The 21575-nt window shown below is 64.0% G+C and carries 21 protein-coding genes; 10 read left to right on the plus strand and 11 right to left on the minus strand.

Features of this window, described 5'->3' with window-relative positions:
• Nucleotides 1-133: 133 nt before the first annotated feature.
• Nucleotides 134-805 (minus strand): LON peptidase substrate-binding domain-containing protein, encoded by a 672-nt coding sequence (locus GY725_03995; GenBank protein ID MCP4003336.1) that lies wholly within the window; start codon nt 803-805, stop codon nt 134-136.
• A 44-nt stretch (nt 806-849) separates the two neighbouring features.
• On the opposite strand from GY725_03995, the gene GY725_04000 reads away from it, so the two are divergent.
• Nucleotides 850-1362 carry a M48 family metallopeptidase gene (locus GY725_04000; GenBank protein MCP4003337.1) on the plus strand — a complete coding sequence of 171 codons (513 nt, stop codon included), beginning with the start codon at nt 850-852 and terminating at the stop codon, nt 1360-1362.
• Nucleotides 1363-1380: 18 nt separating this feature from the next.
• On the opposite strand, the gene GY725_04005 is transcribed toward GY725_04000, so the two are convergent.
• Complete coding sequence (locus GY725_04005; GenBank protein ID MCP4003338.1) at nt 1381-1590, minus strand: hypothetical protein; 210 nt, start codon at nt 1588-1590, stop codon at nt 1381-1383.
• Nucleotides 1591-1885: 295 nt separating this feature from the next.
• On the opposite strand from GY725_04005, the gene GY725_04010 reads away from it, so the two are divergent.
• On the plus strand, nt 1886-2422 hold the full coding sequence (locus GY725_04010; GenBank protein MCP4003339.1) for a hypothetical protein: 537 nt from the start codon (nt 1886-1888) through the stop codon (nt 2420-2422).
• A 53-nt stretch (nt 2423-2475) separates the two neighbouring features.
• Nucleotides 2476-3444 (plus strand): Glu/Leu/Phe/Val dehydrogenase, encoded by a 969-nt coding sequence (locus GY725_04015; protein ID MCP4003340.1) that lies wholly within the window; start codon nt 2476-2478, stop codon nt 3442-3444.
• A 72-nt stretch (nt 3445-3516) separates the two neighbouring features.
• Here the strand turns inward: GY725_04015 and GY725_04020 are convergent, their stop codons facing one another.
• Genes GY725_04020 through GY725_04035 form a run of 4 tightly spaced genes read right to left on the minus strand, consistent with a single transcriptional unit; the run spans nt 3517 to nt 7870 of the window.
• On the minus strand, nt 3517-4293 hold the full coding sequence (locus tag GY725_04020; GenBank protein ID MCP4003341.1) for a LysM peptidoglycan-binding domain-containing protein: 777 nt from the start codon (nt 4291-4293) through the stop codon (nt 3517-3519).
• On the minus strand, nt 4293-5552 hold the full coding sequence (locus GY725_04025; GenBank protein MCP4003342.1) for a serine/threonine protein kinase: 1260 nt from the start codon (nt 5550-5552) through the stop codon (nt 4293-4295). The genes GY725_04020 and GY725_04025 overlap by 1 nt, the downstream gene beginning before the upstream one ends.
• Before the next feature lie 40 nt (nt 5553-5592).
• Nucleotides 5593-6897 (minus strand): hypothetical protein, encoded by a 1305-nt coding sequence (locus GY725_04030; protein ID MCP4003343.1) that lies wholly within the window; start codon nt 6895-6897, stop codon nt 5593-5595.
• Between the two features lie 4 nt (nt 6898-6901).
• Nucleotides 6902-7870, minus strand: a complete 969-nt coding sequence (locus GY725_04035) for a 1-acyl-sn-glycerol-3-phosphate acyltransferase (protein MCP4003344.1) — start codon at nt 7868-7870, stop codon at nt 6902-6904.
• 213 nt (nt 7871-8083) lie between these two features.
• On the opposite strand from GY725_04035, the gene GY725_04040 reads away from it, so the two are divergent.
• The 3 genes from GY725_04040 to leuD all read left to right on the plus strand — a co-directional run bounded on the left by GY725_04040 (nt 8084) and on the right by leuD (nt 10944).
• Entirely contained in the window at nt 8084-8842 is a 759-nt protein-coding gene (locus GY725_04040; protein ID MCP4003345.1) for a class I SAM-dependent methyltransferase, read from the plus strand.
• 90 nt (nt 8843-8932) lie between these two features.
• Complete coding sequence (gene leuC, locus GY725_04045) at nt 8933-10339, plus strand: 3-isopropylmalate dehydratase large subunit (GenBank protein MCP4003346.1); 1407 nt, start codon at nt 8933-8935, stop codon at nt 10337-10339.
• Nucleotides 10336-10944, plus strand: a complete 609-nt coding sequence (gene leuD, locus GY725_04050) for a 3-isopropylmalate dehydratase small subunit (protein MCP4003347.1) — start codon at nt 10336-10338, stop codon at nt 10942-10944. Before leuC ends, leuD begins: the two co-directional genes overlap by 4 nt.
• Nucleotides 10945-10976: 32 nt before the next feature.
• Here leuD and GY725_04055 read toward each other — a convergent pair whose 3' ends face one another.
• The gene (locus GY725_04055) at nt 10977-11774 is read right to left on the minus strand and encodes an SDR family oxidoreductase (GenBank protein MCP4003348.1); all 798 of its coding nucleotides are present in this window, start codon (nt 11772-11774) and stop codon (nt 10977-10979) included.
• Between the two features lie 76 nt (nt 11775-11850).
• Nucleotides 11851-12711 carry an N-acetylmuramic acid 6-phosphate etherase gene (locus GY725_04060; protein MCP4003349.1) on the minus strand — a complete coding sequence of 287 codons (861 nt, stop codon included), beginning with the start codon at nt 12709-12711 and terminating at the stop codon, nt 11851-11853.
• A 15-nt stretch (nt 12712-12726) separates the two neighbouring features.
• Here GY725_04060 and GY725_04065 point away from each other — a divergent pair, with 15 nt between their 5' ends.
• Nucleotides 12727-15165 carry a hypothetical protein gene (locus GY725_04065; protein MCP4003350.1) on the plus strand — a complete coding sequence of 813 codons (2439 nt, stop codon included), beginning with the start codon at nt 12727-12729 and terminating at the stop codon, nt 15163-15165.
• 13 nt (nt 15166-15178) lie between these two features.
• On the opposite strand, the gene GY725_04070 is transcribed toward GY725_04065, so the two are convergent.
• The gene (locus GY725_04070; GenBank protein ID MCP4003351.1) at nt 15179-16501 is read right to left on the minus strand and encodes an FAD-dependent oxidoreductase; all 1323 of its coding nucleotides are present in this window, start codon (nt 16499-16501) and stop codon (nt 15179-15181) included.
• A gap of 8 nt (nt 16502-16509) precedes the next feature.
• The gene (locus GY725_04075) at nt 16510-17046 is read right to left on the minus strand and encodes a hypothetical protein (protein MCP4003352.1); all 537 of its coding nucleotides are present in this window, start codon (nt 17044-17046) and stop codon (nt 16510-16512) included.
• Nucleotides 17047-17490: 444 nt separating this feature from the next.
• On the opposite strand from GY725_04075, the gene GY725_04080 reads away from it, so the two are divergent.
• Nucleotides 17491-18711, plus strand: a complete 1221-nt coding sequence (locus GY725_04080; protein ID MCP4003353.1) for a patatin — start codon at nt 17491-17493, stop codon at nt 18709-18711.
• 39 nt (nt 18712-18750) lie between these two features.
• Here GY725_04080 and GY725_04085 read toward each other — a convergent pair whose 3' ends face one another.
• Entirely contained in the window at nt 18751-19851 is a 1101-nt protein-coding gene (locus tag GY725_04085) for a D-alanine--D-alanine ligase (GenBank protein MCP4003354.1), read from the minus strand.
• Nucleotides 19852-19921: 70 nt separating this feature from the next.
• On the opposite strand from GY725_04085, the gene larE reads away from it, so the two are divergent.
• Nucleotides 19922-20752 (plus strand): ATP-dependent sacrificial sulfur transferase LarE, encoded by an 831-nt coding sequence (gene larE, locus GY725_04090; protein MCP4003355.1) that lies wholly within the window; start codon nt 19922-19924, stop codon nt 20750-20752.
• Entirely contained in the window at nt 20749-21522 is a 774-nt protein-coding gene (locus GY725_04095) for a hypothetical protein (protein ID MCP4003356.1), read from the plus strand. The genes larE and GY725_04095 overlap by 4 nt, the downstream gene beginning before the upstream one ends.
• Nucleotides 21523-21575 lie beyond the last annotated feature (53 nt).

A 21575-nucleotide genomic window follows, 5' to 3' on the forward strand; every position in this document is an offset into this window, starting at 1 on the left:
ACGACAGGCTCGTTCTGCACAGCGGAATCCACAGATGGTGCAAGAGCGAAGAAGCTGGCCGTCAACAGGACGGATTCTACTGATTCTCCACTAGGCGACCGATTTCGTCGAAATTCGTCGAAATACTCGAAAATCAGTTTAGGGCGCTGCTGGCGCTGGGAAGTCGAGCAGCCGCGGTTCTCAATTCGACCAGGTGGAGAAGCGTGTCGAGTCGAAGGAGCGGATCGTCGCACTCGAGCAGGCTCTGTTTCTCCAGCGGAAGGCAATCGAGCCCGAAGGCGATCGCGTGGGTGAGCAACACGGGATTGAGTAGGCGCATGCGATCCCGGAGGTCGGCTACGTTATCAGGTGCGGTCAGTTGCGCGAGTTCCAGCATCTTCTGCTGGAGCATTTCGCATCTCTGATTGAACTCCTCTTGCAAGGGTTCTTCAAAGGTTTCGAAAGGGGTTTCGGGTAGCGCGCTTGCGCGAACGCACCTGTAGCCGGAAGAGGCCTGTTCCTCGTCGAGAATTCGAAATCTGAGCAGTCCGCGAAGCACCAGGTGGTAACGCCCGTCCGGGAGCTTTCGGGATTCGACGATCTGACCCGCACAGCCCACTTCAAACACCGGCGCGCGCCGAGCCATCATGTCTTCACCGGGTTTGATCAGCACCATGCCGATCACTCCGTCGCCTTCCAACGCATCGCGGGTCATGGCCCGGTAGCGCGGTTCGAAAATCTGCAGCGGAAGGTACGCCCCAGGGAACAGAACCACGTCCGGTAGGGGAAAGATCGGAAAGCGTTCGGGCAGCTGCGGTTCGGCCATCGACACAGGGTATACTTTCTCATACCCCCTCGGAGCCCGCTCGATTGACGGAAGCCGAGAAACAAGAAGAACAGCTCGTAATGGATCGTTTGAGGCGACATGGGGCGATCCTGGCGGGAGCCTTCCGGCTGCCCCTGGCCTCCCTGAAAGCGGAGAGCCGCCGAGTCAAACGGCGCTACGGAATTTGCGATGAGGACGGAAATATCAAGATCCGTCTGCGCAGTATCCGCAGCGGCGAGCTGCTCAAATACTCGTCCCTGGTCGACACCCTGTGCCACGAGCTGGCGCACTTGAAGCATTTCAACCACGGCCGCCGCTTCTGGGTGTTCTACGAGCGCATCCGGAACTACGCTCAGCGGCGAGGGATCTATCGGCCGGGCCCCGAGCGGCCGATCACGGCCCGTGTGATCGAGGCACCGTCACCGGTCTGGCCACTGAGGTCCAGCGTGCCGCCGAGATCGATTTCCCCGTCGGATCCCGAATCGGGCAGCCCGCCCGCGCGTAATGCGGCCACGGCGACCCCCGAACCGACGCAGTTGGAACTGTTCCCTCAGTAGACCCCGCGTGCGATCAGATCAGCTACTGACCTCGCGCACCTTGTCGTAGTCCTCGAGTGAGTTCGGACCCTGGGTGACCTCGGCCTGGATTCCTTCCAGCGCGATCGCCTTGTCCAGCACCTGACTAACCAGCTCGCTGACGGTCAGCTCGTCGTATTCTGCTAGAGCGTCTTCTAGCGAGGTTTCCTCGACTGTGAGGGTGACCTCTAGCTTGATTGCGATTGCCATAGGGATGGAGCCTCCCGCGAAGCAGGTTTCAAGGGGTCGGGACTATAACGAAGGGCCACCCGACCGCCACGGAATTGCGAGGGAAAAATACTCGAAACCTCAGCATTTTCCATACTTTCCGCAGGAAAAAGTGCAGCTGCCTCAAGCGACCCACAGGACTCCGAGAGCCCAATTTCCCAGTGAGGCCGCCGCTTTTGGTCGAAATGGGGCGTTTCACCCTCGCAATCGCCGCTCGTCACGACCCCAAGCGGCCAAAATCAGGCAAGTGTGCCAAGGTCCAGCTTCGGAGGAATTCTTGCGAGTTCTGGTTTCTCGATTCTTGCTGGCAGCCGCGATCTTGTACGCGTCCGCCTGCGATCGCAGCCTGGAGAAATGGGTTGATCCCGCGGACGAGCCCGCTCGCCCTGAGCGACCCGTGCGCGTGCCCGGACTCGAACAGCGCCAGGCTCGCTCGCCGTTTCAGCCGGCGCCTCGCGCCGCCGCGCTGCCCTCGGCCGCCGGAGCCACGATCTCGGGGACCCTGATCCTCGGCGAAGGTGAGAAAGCGCCTCCCGACGCACTCGTTTTCGTCGTCGCGCGCACGGTCTCTCCGGGTCCCCCCCTGGCTGCGTTGCGCATTCCGGTGGCGCGGTTTCCCGTGAGATTCGAGATCGGTCCGGAGAACGTGATGCTCCCGGGCCAACCCTTTGTCGGACCGATCCTGCTTTCCGCCCGCATCGACAGTGACGGGGATCCTCTGACCCGCGAGCCATCCGACCCGGTTGCGATACACCCCGAGCCCGTGGAACCGGGGGCCAGTGGCCTCGAACTCGTTCTGAGGAACCCGGGCTGATCCAGAAGGTGGACGGCGAGTCGCTGCATATCGTCCAGACGGAAGGCGTCGAGATGATCATTGCGATCGATTCGACGCTCCGCGGTCCCGCGCTCGGCGGTTGCCGCTGGAAGCCATATCCCGACTCCGCCGCGGCTCGGCGGGATGTGCAGGAACTGGCGCGGGCCATGACTCGGAAAGCAGCACTCGCGCGACTGGATCTGGGTGGTGGAAAGGCCGTCGTAGTGGGCGATCCGCGCACCCGGACCCGCGAGCAGTTACTGGCCTTTGGTGATTTCGTTCAAAGCCTAGAAGGCCGATACATCACCGCGGCGGATATGGGCAGTGGTGAAGAGCAGATGGCCGTGATCGGCGAGCGCACCCGCCATGTCTGCGGGCTGCCGGTCCGCTTGGGTGGTGCCGGAGATCCCGGCCCGTTCACCGCGCTGGGCGTCAAGCTCGCCCTGGACGCGGCGCTGGCGCAGTTTGGAAAAACGACTGCCGACGCTCATGTCGCGATTCAGGGCGTCGGCAGCGTGGGCGGCGGCCTTTTGCTCCTGCTGCTCGAAGATGGCGCTCGCGTCACGGTCGCCGACCCGAAATCCGATCTGATTGACGCAGTCCTTCGCGCACACCCGGGTCGAGTTGAGTCGGTCGAACTGGATCAGATCACGCGGGTCTCCTGCGACGTATTCGCACCGTGTGGACCACCGGCGGTCATCGATTCAGCGCTGGCCAACGCGATTCCCTGCCAGATCGTGTGCGGCGGTGCGAACAATCCTCTCGCCAACCTGGATGTCGCTGCGGGACTCGCGGCGCGCGACGTGCTCTACGTGCCGGATTTTCTGGCCAATGCGGGGGGCCTGATCCACCTGGCCTGCGCACTCGAGGGCGGTGATGCCGACGCGACGCGCGCCAGGCTGCGCGTCATTCCCGAAAACCTGGACGAGGTACTGGCCTACGCGAAGCGCGAGGCAGTCAACACCGCACAGGCCGCGGAAGCTCTGGCCCGCATTTCTCAATACGCTGCGCCGGCGTCTTAGCTGCGTGCTGAGAAGCGCGGAGCTGACTTCGAGAAAGCCGGCCGCAGAAGGACCTTTCGGGAAAGAGTCCGCTCAGCCTTCGTGGCAGCGACGGAGCGCGTCCACGACTTTGGGCGAGACGAGGTCGCCATCCCAGTTCTCGCCCGGTGCGATTGCGCGCAGGCCCAGGTCGGTTGCGCACGCGTCATTCAGGCGATCGTAGGCGACGTACAGGTATACGAGCGTGCGCAGAAGCCGGACGCGTTCCTCGACACTACCCGTAGCCAGGACAGGCGTCCGCAGCTTTTCGAGCCGCGCGAGGGCAGTTTCGTAGCTCCCGTCGACGTAGGCATTGATGGCGAAGCGCAGGCCGTCCGAGAGGCTCTCGTCGCGCGTTTTCGCGGGCGGGTTGGGTTTTTGCCGTGTTTTCGGAGTCAGCGAAACCGCCGGGAGCTGAGTTTCTTCTACCGGTTCGAATACGGGGACCCGGATGCGCTGGCCTACCTTCAAAGCTCTGGTGTTGCGGATTCGGTTGATGCTCGCGAGCGCTCGCGCGTGGGCGAAGCGATCCCCGCCGTCGTACATGCGCGAAATGCCCAGCAGGGTTTCACCCGCAGCGATGCGGTGCTCACCGAGTCCTGGAATCCTCAGCGTCTGACCCTGTCGCAGCTTTTCCTGTTTCGGTGCCGCGAAATGGGCCAGCTCAGGGGCCAGGCGCGCGTTGCCCCAGTAGCGTTGTGCGAGTTCAGACCAGGTGTCGCCGATGCGAACGACGTGCTGCCGGACGTCGGTTTGTTTTGGAGTGGCCGCACTAGCCAGCAGTGGCAATAGCATCAGCAAGCAGGCCGAGGCCCTGAAGAGTCGGCGCATCACGGTCGGCTCGCCTTCTGGAAAACGTGCCGGACGACACTGGTCGTTCCCGCTTCCAGTTGGATTTCACGCGAAACCTCACCGAAGGTAGGGTGTTTGAAGACGACGCGATGCCGACCGGCGCTCAGTTCCAGTTCCGCGGCGCGTGGAGTCAGGAAGGGTTTGCGCGCATCGATCGAGACCTCGGCCCAGGGGTAGACCGCGAAGCGCACGCTGGCGGTCGCGGTGTCTACGCCGGCATTGACCGGCGGTGTCACGTCCAGGTCTGCCTCGGGGTCGCTCGGAGCGGGCGCCGGGCCGAACAGACTCGCCCCCAGTAGAAGCGCGAGTACGCCGCCACCGGCCAGCGGCAAGCCGATCTTTCGCTTCGCTCGCGGACCCTCGGCGGTTTCGCGGACTTCCACGCGCGCGGGCGGTTTCGCCTTCTCTGCGGGTTTGACCTGAGCGGGCGTTCCGCGGCGCGCCAGCACCAGCCAGGCCGCGATCTCGTTGCGCGTCTCGGGTGCACCGAGTCGCGTCTGGATCGCTTCCAGTTTTGCCACGATCGCGGCGGCCGAAGGACGCTGGGCTGCGAGTTCCGCGACGCATTGTTCGATCAGTCGCGCCAACGAGCGTTCGAGCCGCGAGGCGCGCAGTCCGCTGGGGGGCTCGCCATGGGTGGTCAGCATTTCGCGCAGCACGACTCCGAAGGAGTACACGTCGAGGCGCGCGGCGGGAGCTCCAGCCGCCCCGAGCGGTGGAGCGCTGTATTCGCTCTCGACAGGCAGTTCTGGGGGTTCTTCTTCGTCCGCTTCGCGCGCGTAGCCGAAACCGCCGATCTTCACGTCGCCCCAGCGACTCAGCTGTATGTTCTCGGGCCGGAAATCGCCGTGAATCACGCCGCGGTCGTGCACCTCGGACAGACCGCGGGCCAGTTCCAGGCCGATGCGCGCCACGATGCCGGGTCGAAGCTTTCTGTCCCAGCTCAGGATTTCGCGCAGGTCCGGTCCATCGACGTGTTCCATGACCAGGTAGTGGTCACCACGAGAGCCGAACAGGTCGAAGATCCCGACGATATTGGGATGTACGACGCGGCCACCCAGCCGAGCCTCGCGCCGGAAGCGCTCGACGAGGCGCGTATTGGACAGGAGATCGGCGCGCAGCTTGCGCAGCACGACCATGCGGTCGACACCCGGCTGTCGACCCAGGAAGAACTCACCCGATTCGCGGGTAGCGATCTTCGCGCGAACCTCGACGCTGCCAATGGCCCGAGTCTGCACTGCCCCCAACCCCCCGGGCACTCATCCTAACCCGGTGGAGTCACGGCACAACCGCTTCAGCCTCGGCAAGCAAGTCTAGGTAGAGCCAGTAGGCGACCAGGAAGTCCAGCCCGGTGAATTCGAGGTCAGGTGCGACAGCACGATGGAGCCGAAACGGACTGGATTTCCATTCGAAAGAGGTCGCCGGGCGCAACCCGATCGGAACGGGCGAGCGCGCCAGGCGTTCGAACTTGCGACCCGGGAGCCAGCGTCGCGGGAGCGACTCGATGCCCGATCTCGCGGGTTGCTTGCGCTTGTCTGGCGGGAAGGAGGCGAGTTGCGAGCGCACGGATTCCAGCAGCTCGGCACTGCACACGCCCGGTTCGAGCTGGCAGAAGATCGCGGTGAAGTAGGGGTTCTCGTACTCCCGCACTCGCGACCAGGCTCGGTACAGACCGTGACGCAATTCGGGGAGCACCGGATCTTCACTTGTGCGCGCGAGCGGGATCAGCGCGCGATACAGATGGAAGGCCATCAGATCGTTGGAGTGGTTGGTGATGCCGAAGACGCTCAGATTGGTGACGCGCGAGCGCGCGCCCACGCGAAAGCGGTCGCGCAGACGATCGCGTTGGGCGGACCAGCGCGGATCATCGTCGAGTGCGGCTGCGAGCGCGAAGAGTCCGTAGCCGGTGAGCTGCGCCTGAGCGTTGAATCCGAAGCCCGAGCGGGGTGAGAGATCTCCGAAGCGCGTGGGCTCGCCATCGACATCGATCACTTGCATATCGTTGGCGAGCAGATGTTCGGCCGCATCGACGACCAGGGAACGCGTGCGCCGGGGGAACTCGTCGCGACACAGGGCTGTGGCCAGCACCAGTCCGTTCGCGTACTGGTCCATCGATGCGTCGTCGCGCCACCAGAAGGACTCGTAACCCGAAGCGCCCCGATGCCAGCGCTCCGGGCGGCGAGAGGAGGGCCCGCTGCGGCGAATTGCGCGGGCCAGCAAACCGCGTCGGCCGCTCACGCGCGCCAGAAGCTCCAGTCCCGAGAGCGCACGTTCCGCATCGGCGAGTGCTTCGGCGCGCGCAGCGCCGGAGCTGTGCCGGGAGTGCGCGCAGGCGCTGGCCGCCAGGATTCCGTTGAACGTCGGTGTATCGGCCAGATCGGGGTAGCTGCCGACTTCGAGGTCGCGCGCGATCTGGCTCAGTTTCACGCGATACAGCACCAGACCCTCGCGCGACCAGTGCCGCTCGAGCAGAGCGCGGCGAAACTCCTGGGCTCGTTGCGCCAACGGATCTTCGGCCGCCGGTGACGGAAGGGCGAACAGAACGAGAAGCGATACCCAGCAGACGAACCGGGTTCGTTTCACGGCGTCATCCGCCCCGGACACCCGAGGCCACGTCGCGCGCACGTTCGAGTTCCGCCGTGACTCCGCTGTAGACACCGCGATACGCCTCGGGCAGCAGATCGGCAATCAGGAAGCCGAGCGCGTCGCCCACCACATTGCGCTTGCCTCCCGCAGCGCGAAATAGCGCGACCGGATCCAGGGCCTCACCCATCCGCGCGCGAACCACTGCGGGATACACGTGGTCCTCTTCGATCGGGACCAGGCGCTCGCTGCCCCAGAGTCCGAAGGGAATGACCAGCGCGTCCTCGTGTTCGATATAGCGCGCGACTGCGGCCAGACAGCGTTGCATCTGCCCGTCGCGACTGCGCGAGCCCTCGGGGAAGACCAGCAGGTGCTCGCCGAGTTTCTGGCGTTCCGCCACCACACCCAGAGTCTGACGGGCCAGCTTGGCCACCTCGCGCGCGGACATGACGGCCTCGCCGGACGCTCGCGCGGTGCTCTGTGGGATTTTGATGGTTCCAAAGCACAGGCTCGCCAGGCGCCGGATCGGCAGTGCAAAGACCTTGGGGCCGACCATCACGGTGAGCCGTTCACTGACCGCGCCGCAACCGGCTGATTCGAACAGATAATCCAGCACATTGCCGTCCACGAAACTCAGGTGGTTGCCCAGAAAAACCACCGATCGCCCGCGCGTCACCTCCAGAACCCGCGCGTTCAAGAGTTTGGAGGCGGGCAGGATCGAGTTGCGCAGCGCCAGATGGGACAGGCGTCTTCCCACGGGATCGGCTGCGTGGTAGCCCCAGGAATCACCGGTGGTCAGCTGGCGGCGTGCCATCTCGGCCAGGGCAGGGTCGTCGAATTCCGCCAGACCCAGCGGCAGGGATTCCATCAGCGCCGCCGTGCTATCCGCACCCCAGTTCGAAAGAAACTCGGCCAGGCCAAGCACGAATTGCTCGCGGTCGAACCCCGGGTCACTGTCCGTCTTTGCACTCATTCGCCGGGGAGCATAGCGATTCTTCGGGCACTTCAATCCACCGCACGAAAGCCATTTTCAATCCTCCCCGTCCGACCGGGCGGCATCGCTGCTACAGCACGATTGCAATGTCGTCATCCGTGGCATCGCGTGGGTGTCGCTGGGTGCGGAAGTGCGGCTTCCAGTACAGGTGGATTGGCCACCCGTTTCGCGTATTCGTAAAGTGCGTCGCCAATGCAGAACCGGGATTTGATCGAGCGGCGGTATGCGGACTTCTACAACCTCTATGTCTCTGACTTCCGCCAGGACATAGCGTGCTACTTGGACGTAACGGCCAAGTATCCGGGGCCCGTCCTGGAAGTCGGCTGTGGCACCGGACGCGTCATGGCGAAGCTGGCGCAGGCGGGATTCGAAGTTCACGGCGTGGATACGGCCAGGCCAATGCTCGAAATTGCCCGGCGCAATCTGGCCCCATACGGCGATCGCGCACACATTGCCGACTTCGATCTCCGGTACGCTCCTCTCTACGACGGCTTTCACAGCGTGATCGTCAGCTTGTACAGCTTCAACACCTTGATCGACGTGGAAGAGCAACGACTCTTCCTTCGCCACATGACGCGCTCGCTCAAGAGCCCTGGCGTCGTCATCTTTGACCTCTTCTGTCCTCTTTCGATGATCCAGCCCGAGATCTCTGGCGAGTGGCGTGTGATCGAGCGAAGCGTTGGCGAACACAAGCTGGTCGTACGCGATCGCCGGGACATGCTCACGCCACTGCTCGAGCGGCGCACACAGCTATTCAGTATCGACGGTGAACCCGAAGCCGAAATGGTCACCCATCGGCGCTACATCCCACCCCAGCAGGCCAGCCAGCTCCTGCGCGAGGCCGGTTACGAGAACGTTCGCTGGGTGCAGAACTACGATCTTGCGACCGCGGCGTCTGTCGAGAGCAACTCGCGACCCGAAGGTCCGTTCCTGATCATCGCGGAACGTTAGAGGCCCGCAGCTGCGGCCGCGCGCCTCTGGCTCGTCATGGGTTCCCGGTCCGCGCTCTCTCCGGGCCTTGTGTGCTACAACGTGGCGGCTATGGCTGGAAAGAACTTACTAGACAAGGTCTGGGACCTTCATTCGGTGCGCGAGCTGCCCGGTGGGCAGACGCAGTTGATGATTGGATTGCATCTGATCCACGAGGTCACCAGTCCTCAGGGTTTTCAGATGCTCGAGGACGCGGGACTGCCGGTCCTGATGCCCGGTCGCACCTTTGCGACCGTGGATCACATCGTGCCGACCGACGACCTGTCCCGACCGCTGGCCGATCCGCTGGCTGAAGAGATGCTGAGTACTCTGGAACAGAACACCGAAAAGCACGCCGTACGGTTTTTTGCGATCGGTTCGGGCCACCAGGGAGTTCTGCACGTGGTAGGGCCTGAGATGGGTCTGACCCAGCCGGGCATGACGATCGCCTGCGGCGACAGCCACACCTCTACACACGGAGCTTTTGGCGCGATCGCGTTCGGTATCGGTACGAGCCAGGTGCGCGATGTTCTGGCCAGCCAGTGCCTGGCGTTGGTGCGACCCAAGGTGCGGCGCATCGTCATCGACGGGGAACTGGGCAGTGGCGTGACCGCCAAGGACGTCATCTTGCACATCATCCGCGTGCTCGGTGTGAAGGGCGGCGTGGGTTATGCGTACGAGTATGCGGGTAGTGTGGTCGAGCACATGACCATGGAAGAGCGCATGACCCTGTGCAATATGTCGATCGAGGGCGGTGCGCGCGTCGGCTATGTGAACCCCGACCGCATCACCTTCGATTATCTCGAGGGCCGAACTCACGCGCCGGAGGGTGAAGCGTTCGCGCGCGCCATCGAATGGTGGAAGACGATCGTCAGCGATGCGGATGCGAGTTACGACGACGAAGTGGCGATTCCCGCGTCGGACATTGCGCCGACGGTCACCTGGGGGATCAACCCGGGACACGCAATCAGCATCGGCGAATCCCTGCCACGCGTCGAAAGTCTGCCTGACGACGAACGCGGTTCGGCCGAAGAGGCCTATGGCTTCATGCAACTCGAACCCGGTGCGCCGATCGCCGGAACGCGCATCAACGTGGCGTTCATCGGTTCGTGCACGAACGGTCGCCTGTCCGACCTGCGCGAAGCTGCCAAGATCGCGCAGGGCCGCAAGGTAGAAGCACATGTGCGCGCGTTGGTCGTTCCCGGATCCGAACTGGTAAAGAAACAGGCCGAAGCCGAAGGCCTGCACGAAATCTTCGAGGCCGCGGGTTTCGAGTGGCGCGAAGCGGGTTGTTCGATGTGCCTGGCCATGAATCCAGACAAGCTGGTCGGTCGTGAGATGTGCGCGTCCAGCTCAAACCGGAATTTTCGCGGACGCCAGGGAAGCCCGACCGGTCGCACGCTTCTGATGAGTCCGGCCATGGTTGCAGCCGCCGCCGTTACCGGTGCGGTCACCGATGTGCGGGAGTTCAAGGGATGAGCAAGACGGAAAAGATCACCGGGCGCCGAGGCAAGGGTGTGGTCGTGCGCGGTCACGATATCGACACCGACCAGATCATTCCCGCGCGCTTCATGACATCGATTCGTTTTGCCGGTCTGGAAGATCATGTCTTCGAAGACTTGCGCTTTACCGCCGACGGTACACCCAAGGGCCATCCATTCAATGAAGAGCGTTTTGCCGCAGCGTCGATTTTGGTCGTAAACCGGAATTTCGGCTGCGGGAGTTCGCGTGAACACGCGCCCCAGGCGTTGCAACGCTGGGGTATTGGTGCGCTGGTGGGAGAGTCGTTTGCCGAGATCTTCTTTGGCAATTGCATCGCCATGGGCATCATCGCAGTCACGGCGTCGGCCGACGATGTCGGCAAGCTCATGGACTCGATCGAGCTCGATCCCGATCAGGAAATCGCCATCGATCTGGAGAGCAAGACTGTCACCTGGCGCGGAGGTTCCGCGGCCGTTTCGATTCCGGACGGCCCGCGTCAACAACTGCTCGAAGGCAGCTGGGATGCCATGCGCAATCTCTTGAGCGCAAGCGACGAGATCCGCGCAACCGCAGAGCGCATTCCCTACATCGACGGCTTCTAGCGTCCTGTTCCAGCTAGGGAAACCGCTTCGCGTCAGGCTTCTTCCGGCAGGATCTGTTTGAAAAGCGGCTCCAGGTCCGGACCCTGTCGCACGTTGTGTCCGCCGTCGACGCCGATGCATTGTCCGGTGATCCAGCTCGATTCGTCCGAGAGCAGGAACGCGACCAGGTTCCCGACGTCCTCGGGTTCGCCGACGCGCGAGATCGGCATACGACGTTCGTACTCGGCCACCGCCTCGGGATTCCCCGTGAGTCCCACGGCCAGGTCGGTCCGCGTCAGACCCGGCCCCACAGCGTTCACGCGGATGCCGTGTTCCCCGAGGTCGTCGGCGGCGTTGCGTGTGAGCATGTTCAGTCCGGCTTTCGACGCGCAATAGGCACCCATCCAGCGGTGGGTGTGCGTACCGGCGATGCTGCTGATGTTCACGATGCTGCCACCACCCCCGGCCTTCATGATGCGCGCCTCGGCGCGCATGCCGCGATACACCCCGACCAGATTGGTGTCGAGCACGCGCATGAATTCTTCACTCGTCGAGTTGAGTACGGTGCCGATGCTGCCCGTCCCCGCTGAGTTGACGGCCAGGTGCAGACCGCCATGGCGCGAAACGATCTGAGCCACGGCTGCCTCGACCGAGTCATCACTGGTGACGTCACATACGACCCAATCCGCCAGCGGTCCGAGTTTCTTGGCCGAATCCCGCAGCACCTCTTCTCGGCGCCCGCCGATTACGACCTTGCCACCCCCGGCGACGATCGGTCGCGCACACGCCAGGCCGATGCCCGTACCACCCCCGGTGACGAATCCGATCTTGCTTTCGAACCTGCCCGACATCTCGACTCCTTGTTCGCTACGACGAGCCGTCAGTCTATCCGAACGAGGCCGCGGGCTGGCTCTGCGCGAACTGGATTCAGCGCGGTCGACGAGAGGATTCGAACTCGGCGAGCGCCTTTTCGAGCGAGCCCTGTTGTGAATCGAGTGCCTGCTCAGCCTCCAGTCGAGTACAGCCGGTGACCTGTACCAGAATCCCCAGCGCTCGTTCGCGCAGTTTCGCGTTGACCGCGCGAATCCCCGTCATCAGGTTTCCCCGCACGTGTCCAAGACGAACCATCACCGCGGTCGAGAGCGTGTGCAGGATCATCTTCTGGGCCAGGCCGCCTTTCATGCGCGTCGATCCCGCGATGACTTCCGGTCCGACGGCGGCGACGATGGCCACTTGAGCTGCCTCTGCCAGCGGTGATCCGGGCGCACAGGTGATCGCCAAACTCGTCGCCCCGAGTTTGCGCGCGTGTTCCAGCGCACCGACCGTGTAGGGCGTCGTACCACTGGCGGAAATCGCCACCAGAGCGTCGGCCCGGGAAAAGCCTCTCGCGGCCAGGTCCTCAGCGGCCTGGCGGGCGTCGTCCTCCGCTCCCTCGACCGCCTGGAGTAGCGCCCGCTCGCCCCCGGCCATCATCGCCTGGACCTTTTCCGCTTCCAGTCCGAAGGTCGGAGGAATCTCGGCCGCGTCCAGCGCGCCGATGCGCCCGCTGGTGCCCGCACCCAGGTTGAACCAGCGCCCGCCGGCTCTCAGTGTGTCGCAAAGAAGTTCACACGCGCGCTCGATCTCGGGGCTGGCGGCCTGCACGACAGAAGCGACACCGGCGTCCTCCAGCAGTATCGAGGCGACGAGTTCGCCGGTCGAAAGCTGGTCGAGGTCGGTCGTGCGCTGATTCGCACGTTCGGTGGGACTGGTTTCGTTGGCGTTTTCGGGCGCTCGCGTGCGCGACATCTACAATGGGCTCCCATGAGTTTCCGCTGCGATCCAGCCACGCTCGCCCGGCTCGAATGGCCGCGGCTCGCAGAGTGCCTCGCCGCATGTGCGGCCACGCACCGGGGCGCCGAGGCGTGTCGCGGTGAACTCTTCGAAGCCACGGCCGCGGGTGCCCGCGAGCGCTTGAAGGAAACCGACGAGGCGCGCGCGCTGCTCGACAGCGAAGAGGACTTGCCCTTCGGCGGTATCGAAGATATTCGAACGGTTCTCGAATTGATCCGACGTGGAGGCTCTCCCGCAACTGCGGATTTCGCACGTCTGCGCAATACCCTCGAAGCCGCGGAGCGCATTCGCACTTTCCTCGCCTCGCGTCGCGAGCGCGTACCCGGTCTCTCGGCCTTCGCAGACACCCTGCCCGACACGCGCGAACTGGTCAGCCGGATCAACTCCGTCATCACTCCCGAGGGCGAGATCGCCGAAGGTGCGAGCCCGGAGCTGAAAAAGCTCAGTCGAAAGATCCGCGAACTGGAACGCGAGATCGATCAGCGCATGGCCGGCTTCCTGCGAGATCCAAACGTGCTCACACATCTTCAGGACTCCTACGCCACGCTGCGCGAGAACCGTCCGGTTCTGCCCGTGAAAGCGGAAGCTCGTCGGCGTATCCGGGGAATCGTGCACGATGTCTCATCGAGCGGTACCACCGTTTTCATTGAGCCCGAGGCCGTGGTTGAAGCCGGTAATCGTCTTCGACTCGCCCAGACGGGCCGCGAGCGCGAGATCGAACGACTGCTGCGCGAACTAGGTGACAAGGTACGTGCGCGCCACGAAGAAATCACCGCCGCAGGCTCGACGATCGAAGTGCTCGATGTGGCCATGTCGCGCGGGCGGCTCTCGCTGCGCCTCGACGCGCGGGCTCCCCGGGTCGGTGAAGACGAAAACATCGATCTGCGTCAGCTGCGCCACCCCTTGCTGGAACTCGAAGCCGGTCTGGCTCCTGAAGATGTCGTGCCCAATGACATGGGCTTTCCCGAAGACGCCCGCGGGCTGGTGATCTCCGGACCCAATGCGGGTGGCAAGACCGTCTCGGCCAAAGCTCTGGGTCTCGCCGTCTTGTCGCTGCGTGCGGGGATGCACGTGCCGTGCTCCGAGCAGAGTTCGCTACCGATTCTCGACGCGGTCTACGCCGATATAGGGGATGAGCAGGATCTGCGGGCAGGGCTGTCGACGTTCTCGGCGCGTATGTCGAATCTGGCGCGGATCGTTTCGGATGCCGGTTCCGGCTCGCTCGTGATCGTGGATGAAGTCGGTGACGGTACCGAGCCCGGCGAAGGTGCGGCGCTCGCCCAGGCGATTCTGGAATCACTGGTTGATCGCGGCGCGTATGTCGTTGCAACCACGCACTTCAATCGCCTGAAGGAGCTGGCCGGAAGTGACCCGCGCTTCGTCAACGCGAGCGCCGAGTTCAACCCGGAGACTCTACTGCCGACCTATCGCATCCATCTGGGTGCTCCGGGATCCAGCGGTGCCATGTGGGTTGCGCAGCGCATGGGGCTCGACGATGCAGTCGTCGAGAAGGCTCGGGACCTGCTGGATCGCGAAGACAGCAAGCTCGAAGCGCTGACCCGGGGCCTGTCCGAGCTACGCCAGGAACTGGAAGCCGAGCGCCACATGGCGCAGGAGGTCCGCGAACAAAGTGAAGCCGTGCGCGAAACCTACGAAGCGCGGCTGACCTCTCTGCGCGACGCGCGGGAGCAGGCCCTGGCGGCGATGAAGACCGATCTCGAAGCCGCTTACAAGAACGCCCAGAGTGAGATCGCGGACGTCGTGCGGGATCTGCAACGAGAACGGCCGAGCGAACCCGCGACGCGTCGCGCGGCCGGCCAGGCGGCGACCCTCGCGCAGATGTCACTCGCCGATATTCGCGAACGCACCGCGCAGGTCGAAAAGGTGCACGCCGAGCCGCAGTCCGCGGGCAAAGAGCCCACACCGGAACTCTTGAGCATCGGCGTGCGGGTGGAGCTCGTGGGATTGCCCGGAGAAGCCGTGGTGCTCGAAGCGCCCGACAAGAGGAACCGGCTTGCGGTGCGCGTGGGCGGCGCGCGCATGAACATCGCTCTGGAACGCGTGGCGAAGGTGCTGGGGCCGGTTCGCGCCAGGACGGGAAAGAAGTCCGAGAGCCATTCCGTCACAAGAGTCGAACGAGCACCGGAAGAGCCGCTCAGCGGCAGTACGTTGGAGTGCGATCTGCGCGGACTGCGCGTGGACGAAGCGCTCGAACGCGCGGAGGCACATCTGGCGCGCGGACTCGGTCACAGCGAAAACCGACTGCGCCTGATTCACGGCCACGGGACCGGGGCCTTGCGCGACGCGATCCGTTCCTGGCTGCGCAATGTGCCTGAGGCCGTGGAATTCGGACCCGGTGGACCGCGCGAAGGCGGAAACGGTGTGACGATCGTGGTGCTGGAACGCTAGCCCGGGTTTCTTTCTACGGGCTTTGTTCGAGAGCGCGGATCGCATCGTCTGCGGCGCGCTGGGCCGAGGCCAGCGCACCTTCGAGATGGGGCGCCACCAGGTAGTCGCCACAGAAGAATAGACGCCGATCGCTTCCCGGGTCGGCGTACAAGCGGGAGATTTCGCGCTGCCGACCGATGCCGAAATGCGGCACGAGTTGTTCGAGTCGAATAAGTCGCTTGCTGCGCAGCGAGCGGCGAATTCCCGGGTACACACGCTCCGCCGACTCGAGTAGAAAGCTCGAAAGCTCGTCGTCGGGCCGATGCCCGTGTCGTGCCGGTAGAGTATGCCGCGCGATCAACAGCAGAAGGCTGGCGTCGTTCGTGCCCGGGGGCGTCACGTTGATCATACCCGCGAGTTCGCCACCCTCGCGCTGCGGTATCCAGGTAATCCCACCGGGAGGTCCCAAACGTCCGTCGGCCATGACCGCCAGGTGCAGGGCATTCTGGTAACGCGAGCGCTTGAACACATCGGCCTGAGCCGGCGGTAGTTCAGTCACCAGCTTGGCGACTTCGAACCCGGGCACGGCCAGTACCGTGGCATCGAACTCAAAGTCTTCGCCGCGCGTGAGCCGCAGCCTGCGTCCGTCTGCCGATACCGTACCGACCCGGGAATCGAGCTGTACCTCGCCGAGCCTTTCCGCCAGGGCCAGAGGCAATGCGCTCAGCCCGAACGCGAGTGACAAGCGCGGCGAGCCGTCCGGAGAAAGCAGCGCGAACAACAACTGGCGTGAAGTGTCCGCGGCATCGAGTCCAAAACAGGTCTCGAACAGCGGCGCGAACAGCTTGTCGCGCACGCGCCGACCCAGGTAGACCTGACAGAAGTCGGAGATGCTGCGGTCGTCCAGACGGGTCTCGAGATCGGGCCGAGCTGGATCAATCCTGCCGCCCAGCCAGGTCGCGATATTGGACAAGCGCTGCAAACGCGGAGCGCGCAGCGGATGGCGGCGCAGGACCTCGCAGGTCCGCGTACTCATGCGCCGTGTCGAGCCCGATCCGAGCACGCTGACCTCGTCGAGGGGCACCCGGCGTACAGAGTCGCCAAGTCCCAGCTCCGCAATCAGCCCGGCCAGATGAGGTGCGCTTTCGGGCAGAGTGTGGAGCGCCGGCTCGAATTCCACACCGCCAAGGTTTTCCGATACCAGGCGACCGCCGACTCGCCCGCTCGCTTCGAACAAGCTCACCGCGATGCCCGCGTCCCCGAGCCGGTGAGCAGCGGCCAGGCCCGCCAGCCCTGCGCCCACCACGGCGACGCGTGCCGAAGCGCTCCCTTTTTCTTGCTTTTCGAGGGCTGCCAAGAACGCGCTCAGGCCGGGTTCAGTGAGACGTCGACACCGAGGTCGGCGCCGATCTGATCGAGCAGCTTGGTCAGTTCCGCCGCTTCCAGATGATCGGGAACCTCCGCGAGCACGGTCATGCGGTACAGAGACGAGCCCGACGGTGAAGGTATGGATGCCGAACGAAGATCGGCGATGTTGACGCGCTGGTCGGCCAGACAGCGGCAGATTCCCGCGACGATTCCGGCACGGTCCTCACCCTGAGCCTCGATTTCGACCAGATGGGTTCCCGGCGCGGGTACCGCGGGCCGCGGTTCGCCTTCCAGAGGGCGCAGGAATACGGTCAGGCGGTTTTCCCACTCCAGACGTTTCGCTCCCGCAGCCAGCCGCTCGCCCAGGTCTTCGGCACTGCCCGCACACAGGAGGATGGCAGCGAACTCGTTGCCGAGCAGCGCCATGCGCGAATCCTCCAGGTTGGCGTCGCAGTCGAATACCAGCTGGGCCAGCTCGGCAACGATGCCCGGCCGATCGCGGCCGACGGCCGAGAGGATGAACCAACTGTGCAAAGCGAACCTCCTTTGACGCGCAACTGCGCGGCAGCCCCATTGTAACCGCCGACGGGGCGGGGACGCAGAACGTCTCCGAGCGCCGCAAAAAGCGTCACTCTGCCGAAAAGCTGCCGATGCGCTGCCTGCCCATGGGTATATCCCCGCGACGCGTCCATTTCCCAATCCGTTCAGCAGCGCGCCTACATCCGGGTCTCGCTGCCGCATAGAGGCGCGGGGCTGGCACAGCCGTTGCTCTACTGCCGGGTGCGTCGGGGGCTGCTGTCTCCGGCGCTGGGAGTGCCCGGGCTAGATACCCCTCCCCTCGCTTGGTTGCGAGGATCTGGCCCGGGCTTTTCTGCGTCTGCCGTGCGCTCCCCGTTTCCGAAGGGCATCCTTGCGCCCGCTTTGTCGCAGACTCGTCCTCAACCCGAATCGATACCGCTGGAGAATCCTCCAGAGGGAGTGAAACGCGCGATCGTCCTTTCGGGCGGCGGTGCACGCGGAGCATACGAAGCCGGTGTGCTCCAGTTCGTGATGGAGGATCTGCCGCACAAGCTCGGCTTCGTACCCAACATCGATGTGTACGCCGGAACTTCTGTGGGCGCGGTGCACGTCGCGCACCTGGCCGCGTATGCCGATAATCCGAGCGAAGGCGTGCGACGCCTCGTCCAGGTGTGGCGTGACATGAGCTTTGGCTCTGTATACAGCTTCGGGCTCTCCGATGCGCTGGGGTTTTCGCGCACGCTCTATGGTTTCGTCGCGGGAACCGCGAGTCTGCCGGAGACCGGTGCAGAGCGGATCCACGGTCTGCTCGACACCACACCGCTGGAACGGCTGGTCGTGGACGATATCCCCTGGCGTCGCTTGCGTCGCAACTTGCGCAGTCGAAGGGTTGAAGCCCTCTGCGTGAGCACCACTGAGGTCGCGACTGGCCGGACGGTCGTCTTCATCGACAATCGCGATCACGAGATTCCGCAGTGGACCAATGACGAGTTGATCGTCGCCCGGCCCGAACGGGTGGGACCCACACACACGCTTGCGTCGGCCGCGATTCCGTTTCTATTTCCCGCTGTGCGCATCAAAGACACGTACTATTGCGATGGTAGCCTTCGGCAACAATCACCCCTTTCGCCCGCACTGCGCATGGGTGCGAATCGCGTACTTTCGATCGGCCTGCGTTACGACCGTCCGCCGCCGCTGGGCGATCGCCTCTCCGAGGAACGCCTGGAGCAGTTCCGCTCAGCGGGATATCTGTTCGGCAAGATCCTGAACGCGCTGCTGATCGATCGACTCGAGTTCGATCTTCAGGAAATGCGCTTGCTCAATCAGGTGCTGAGTGCAGGTGTCGAGGAGCACGGTCCCTCGTTTCTGGACGCGGTCAACGCGCGAATCGGGGGCGAACACCCCGCGGGTTTCAAGGTGATCCAGGACTGTCTCATCAAGCCGAGTCAGAACATCGGCATGATCGCCGCAAAGCACGTGGCGCGTTTGCGCGCCAAACCCGCGCGTTCCTGGCTCGGCGGGCTTGCTTTTCGCCTGATGACGCGGGGGGCTCCCGAAGACGAGGCCGACCTGATGAGCTATCTGCTCTTCGACGCTGCCTACGCGGACGATTTGATCGAGCTGGGCCGGGCCGACGCAAAGGCCCAGGAAGAGGAGCTGATCGAGTTCTTCACGGAGTAGTCGACTCGCGCGTCTCCCTCAGGACTGCTGAGCAACCCTCTAGGAGCGGAAGCGAATCTCGAGGGACTGCTGTTCGCGGCCTCGTTCCAGGGCGAGCTCGAGCAGGTGATCGACGAGTTCGGGCACCGCGATTCCGCTGGCATCCCAGAGCCGTGCGTACATGCTGCCGTCGGTGAATCCGGGCAGGGTGTTCAATTCGTTCAGCCAGAAGTTTCCGCCGTTTCGCTCGACAAAGAAGTCCACGCGCGCCATGCCCCAGCACTTGAGTGCGCGATAGGCCTTCAGCGCGGTCTCGCGCATCTGCTCAGCCAGGGGCTCGGGCAGATCGGCGGGGATCATCAAGCGGGTATCGTCGCTGACGTACTTCGCCTCGTAATCGTAGAACTCGCCCGAAAAGGCGACCTCTCCGAGAACCGATGCGCGCGGATCGTGGCCGCCTAGCACCGCGCATTCCACTTCGCGTACGTCGACGCCCGGTTCAACCAGGACGTCCAGATCGAAGCGGGATGCTTCTTTGAGTCCTTCGTGCAACTGACTGCGCGAATGCGCGCGCGTCACTCCGACCGACGACCCCGTGTTGGCGGGTTTGACAAACACCGGGTACGGGAAAGCCTCTTCGACTTCTTCGATGAACGAGTCGGCACTGACCAGCAGGCGTGCGCGCGACGCTTCGCGACACGGAAGCACGGGCACGCCCGCATCGCGCAACACCGCCTTGGAGAGCACCTTGTCCATGCACAAGGCAGTCGAGGCGATACCCGCACCTACATAAGGAATCCCCGCGAGTTCCAGGAGCCCTTGCAGACTGCCGTCTTCGCCACCGCGTCCGTGGATGATTGGAAAGATCACATCGAGCGGTGCACCCAATACGGGTTGTGCATCCTCGCGGCGCAGCATTTCGAGACCCTCACGCAGAGTGGCGAACCCACTCTGCGCTTCGCGACTGCCAAAGACCGCCTCGGGCAGTAGCTCGAGTTCGGGTCCGGCGATATGCCACTGGCCATCGTGGTCCACGCCGATCAAGACGGGTGTGTAGCGCCCGGGATCGAGTGCTTTGAAGACAGTCGTCGCAGAAGCGACAGAGACTTCGTGCTCCGTGCTTCGGCCGCCGTACAGGATTCCCACGGTGAGTTTCGACACGATTCGAGAATAGCGTGGGCGTGGGCTGGTCGCATTGACACTCCGGTAGGGTCCTCTTTACCCTGGGGCCATGGACGCCCATTCCCGACAGGAAGCGCTTTTCGCGCGGCTGGAAAACTACAAATCCGTGCTCGTGGCGTATTCCGGAGGTGTGGATTCGGCGTATCTGGCCTGGGCGGCGCATCACGTCCTGGGGAATCGCTCCCTGGCCGTGACCGCAGAATCGGCTTCCTACCCGCGCAGCCATCGCGAAATGGCATTGCGCGTGGCCGAGGTCGGGGGGTTCTCGCACGAGTTCGTAGACACCCGCGAGATGGACAATCCCGACTACGCGGAAAACGCCTCCAATCGCTGCTACTACTGCAAGAGTGAACTCTTCGACGTGCTCGAGAGGATTCGTGTGGAACGCGGTTTTGAAATCGTGGCCTATGGCATCAATTCCGATGATACCGGCGATTTCCGACCGGGGCATCGCGCAGCGGAAGAGCATCGAGTGCTCTCGCCCCTGCTCGATGCGCAGCTCTCGAAACAGGACATTCGCGAGCTTTCCCGCCTCGCCAAACTTCCGAGCGCCGACCTGCCCGCGTCGGCGTGTCTGTCTTCGCGCATCCCGTACGGGATGGAAGTGACACCGGCAAAGCTCTCGCAAATCGACCTCGGCGAGGACGCACTGCGAGAACTCGGTTTTCAACAGGTTCGCCTGCGTCACCACGGAAACCTCGCGCGCGTCGAGATCGCGCACGACGAACTTGCCAAAGCACTACAACCGGAAATGCTCAAGAGCATCTCTCGAGTACTTCACGATCAGGGTTTTCAGTACGTCACGCTCGATGTGGATGGCTATCGCACGGGCTCGCTGAACGAAGTACTGCAGATACAACCGCCACCGGAGCGCTCGTGATCGAAGCCCGCGGGGCGCCGACGGACCAGGGGCAGGCGCAGGGCCGGGCTCAGAAGGGGCGTATTCGAGCCTTGACCGGACGATTGCGCGGTCGCCACTCGTGGATGGGCTGGCTGCACGCACAGCGCGTCGCTCGTCAGACGAGTGCCCGGGCGGTTGCGGACCAGCTTCCCGGCTTGCACGAGCGACTCGAAGGGATCGCGCGCGGCGCCGGGGTGAGTCCGGGTTCGCTACAGGTCGCGGAGGCCTGGCAACGGGTTCAAGGAGTCGGGTATTGCGACGGCGCTACGCTCCAGGGTGTGTTCGATCTGCCGCCCGAGTTACGCGAAGCTCTGAGCCTGCGAATCAGTCGTCCCGATGCCGGTGGCTTTCCGAGTATCGAACTCACCTGCGCACCCTGGTCGGGCTGTATTGCCGGGGTCAACTCCGAAGGACTGGGTGCGATCTGCAGCGCCGATCGCGATTCGACTCAGCCTTCCCTGCGCTTCCTGACGCAGGAGTTCCTGTTTCGCGCGCGTGACCTCACTGCCGGAATCGATCACCTGCGCCGTCGCGGTTCGTACTCCGGTGGCACGGGCCGCATCCTTCTGGCCGATGCGCAGGGCAATGCGCGTGTGCTGTGCTTTGAACGTGGTGAGCTTTCCGAGACCGAGCCGCTGATTTCCGGACGCCGAGTGCTCGAGCCCAGCGTGGAGATCGATCTGAACACCCGCACGCTCACGTCGATCGTCGGCCAGGGGAGCGCACCCAGCGCGGAAAACCCCTCGTAGCGGCGTGTCGCGGCTGCCCGAGGAGGTCCGGCGAGCTCGCGACTACTGGCGAA

It is taken from the genome of bacterium (genome assembly GCA_024226335.1).
Classification (GTDB): domain Bacteria; phylum Myxococcota_A; class UBA9160; order SZUA-336; family SZUA-336; genus JAAELY01.

Coding starts and splice junctions, on each gene's coding strand:
- GY725_04040 (MCP4003345.1), top strand. CDS start 8,084: ATGCAGAACCGGGATTTGATCGAGCGGCGGTATGCGGACTTCTACAAC.
- larE (MCP4003355.1), top strand. CDS start 19,922: ATGGACGCCCATTCCCGACAGGAAGCGCTTTTCGCGCGGCTGGAAAAC.
- leuD (MCP4003347.1), top strand. CDS start 10,336: ATGAGCAAGACGGAAAAGATCACCGGGCGCCGAGGCAAGGGTGTGGTC.
- GY725_04065 (MCP4003350.1), top strand. CDS start 12,727: ATGAGTTTCCGCTGCGATCCAGCCACGCTCGCCCGGCTCGAATGGCCG.
- GY725_04060 (MCP4003349.1), bottom strand. CDS start 12,711: ATGTCGCGCACGCGAGCGCCCGAAAACGCCAACGAAACCAGTCCCACC.
- GY725_04035 (MCP4003344.1), bottom strand. CDS start 7,870: ATGAGTGCAAAGACGGACAGTGACCCGGGGTTCGACCGCGAGCAATTC.
- GY725_04005 (MCP4003338.1), bottom strand. CDS start 1,590: ATGGCAATCGCAATCAAGCTAGAGGTCACCCTCACAGTCGAGGAAACC.
- leuC (MCP4003346.1), top strand. CDS start 8,933: ATGGCTGGAAAGAACTTACTAGACAAGGTCTGGGACCTTCATTCGGTG.
- GY725_03995 (MCP4003336.1), bottom strand. CDS start 805: ATGGCCGAACCGCAGCTGCCCGAACGCTTTCCGATCTTTCCCCTACCG.
- GY725_04020 (MCP4003341.1), bottom strand. CDS start 4,293: ATGCGCCGACTCTTCAGGGCCTCGGCCTGCTTGCTGATGCTATTGCCA.
- GY725_04055 (MCP4003348.1), bottom strand. CDS start 11,774: ATGTCGGGCAGGTTCGAAAGCAAGATCGGATTCGTCACCGGGGGTGGT.
- GY725_04015 (MCP4003340.1), top strand. CDS start 2,476: ATGATCATTGCGATCGATTCGACGCTCCGCGGTCCCGCGCTCGGCGGT.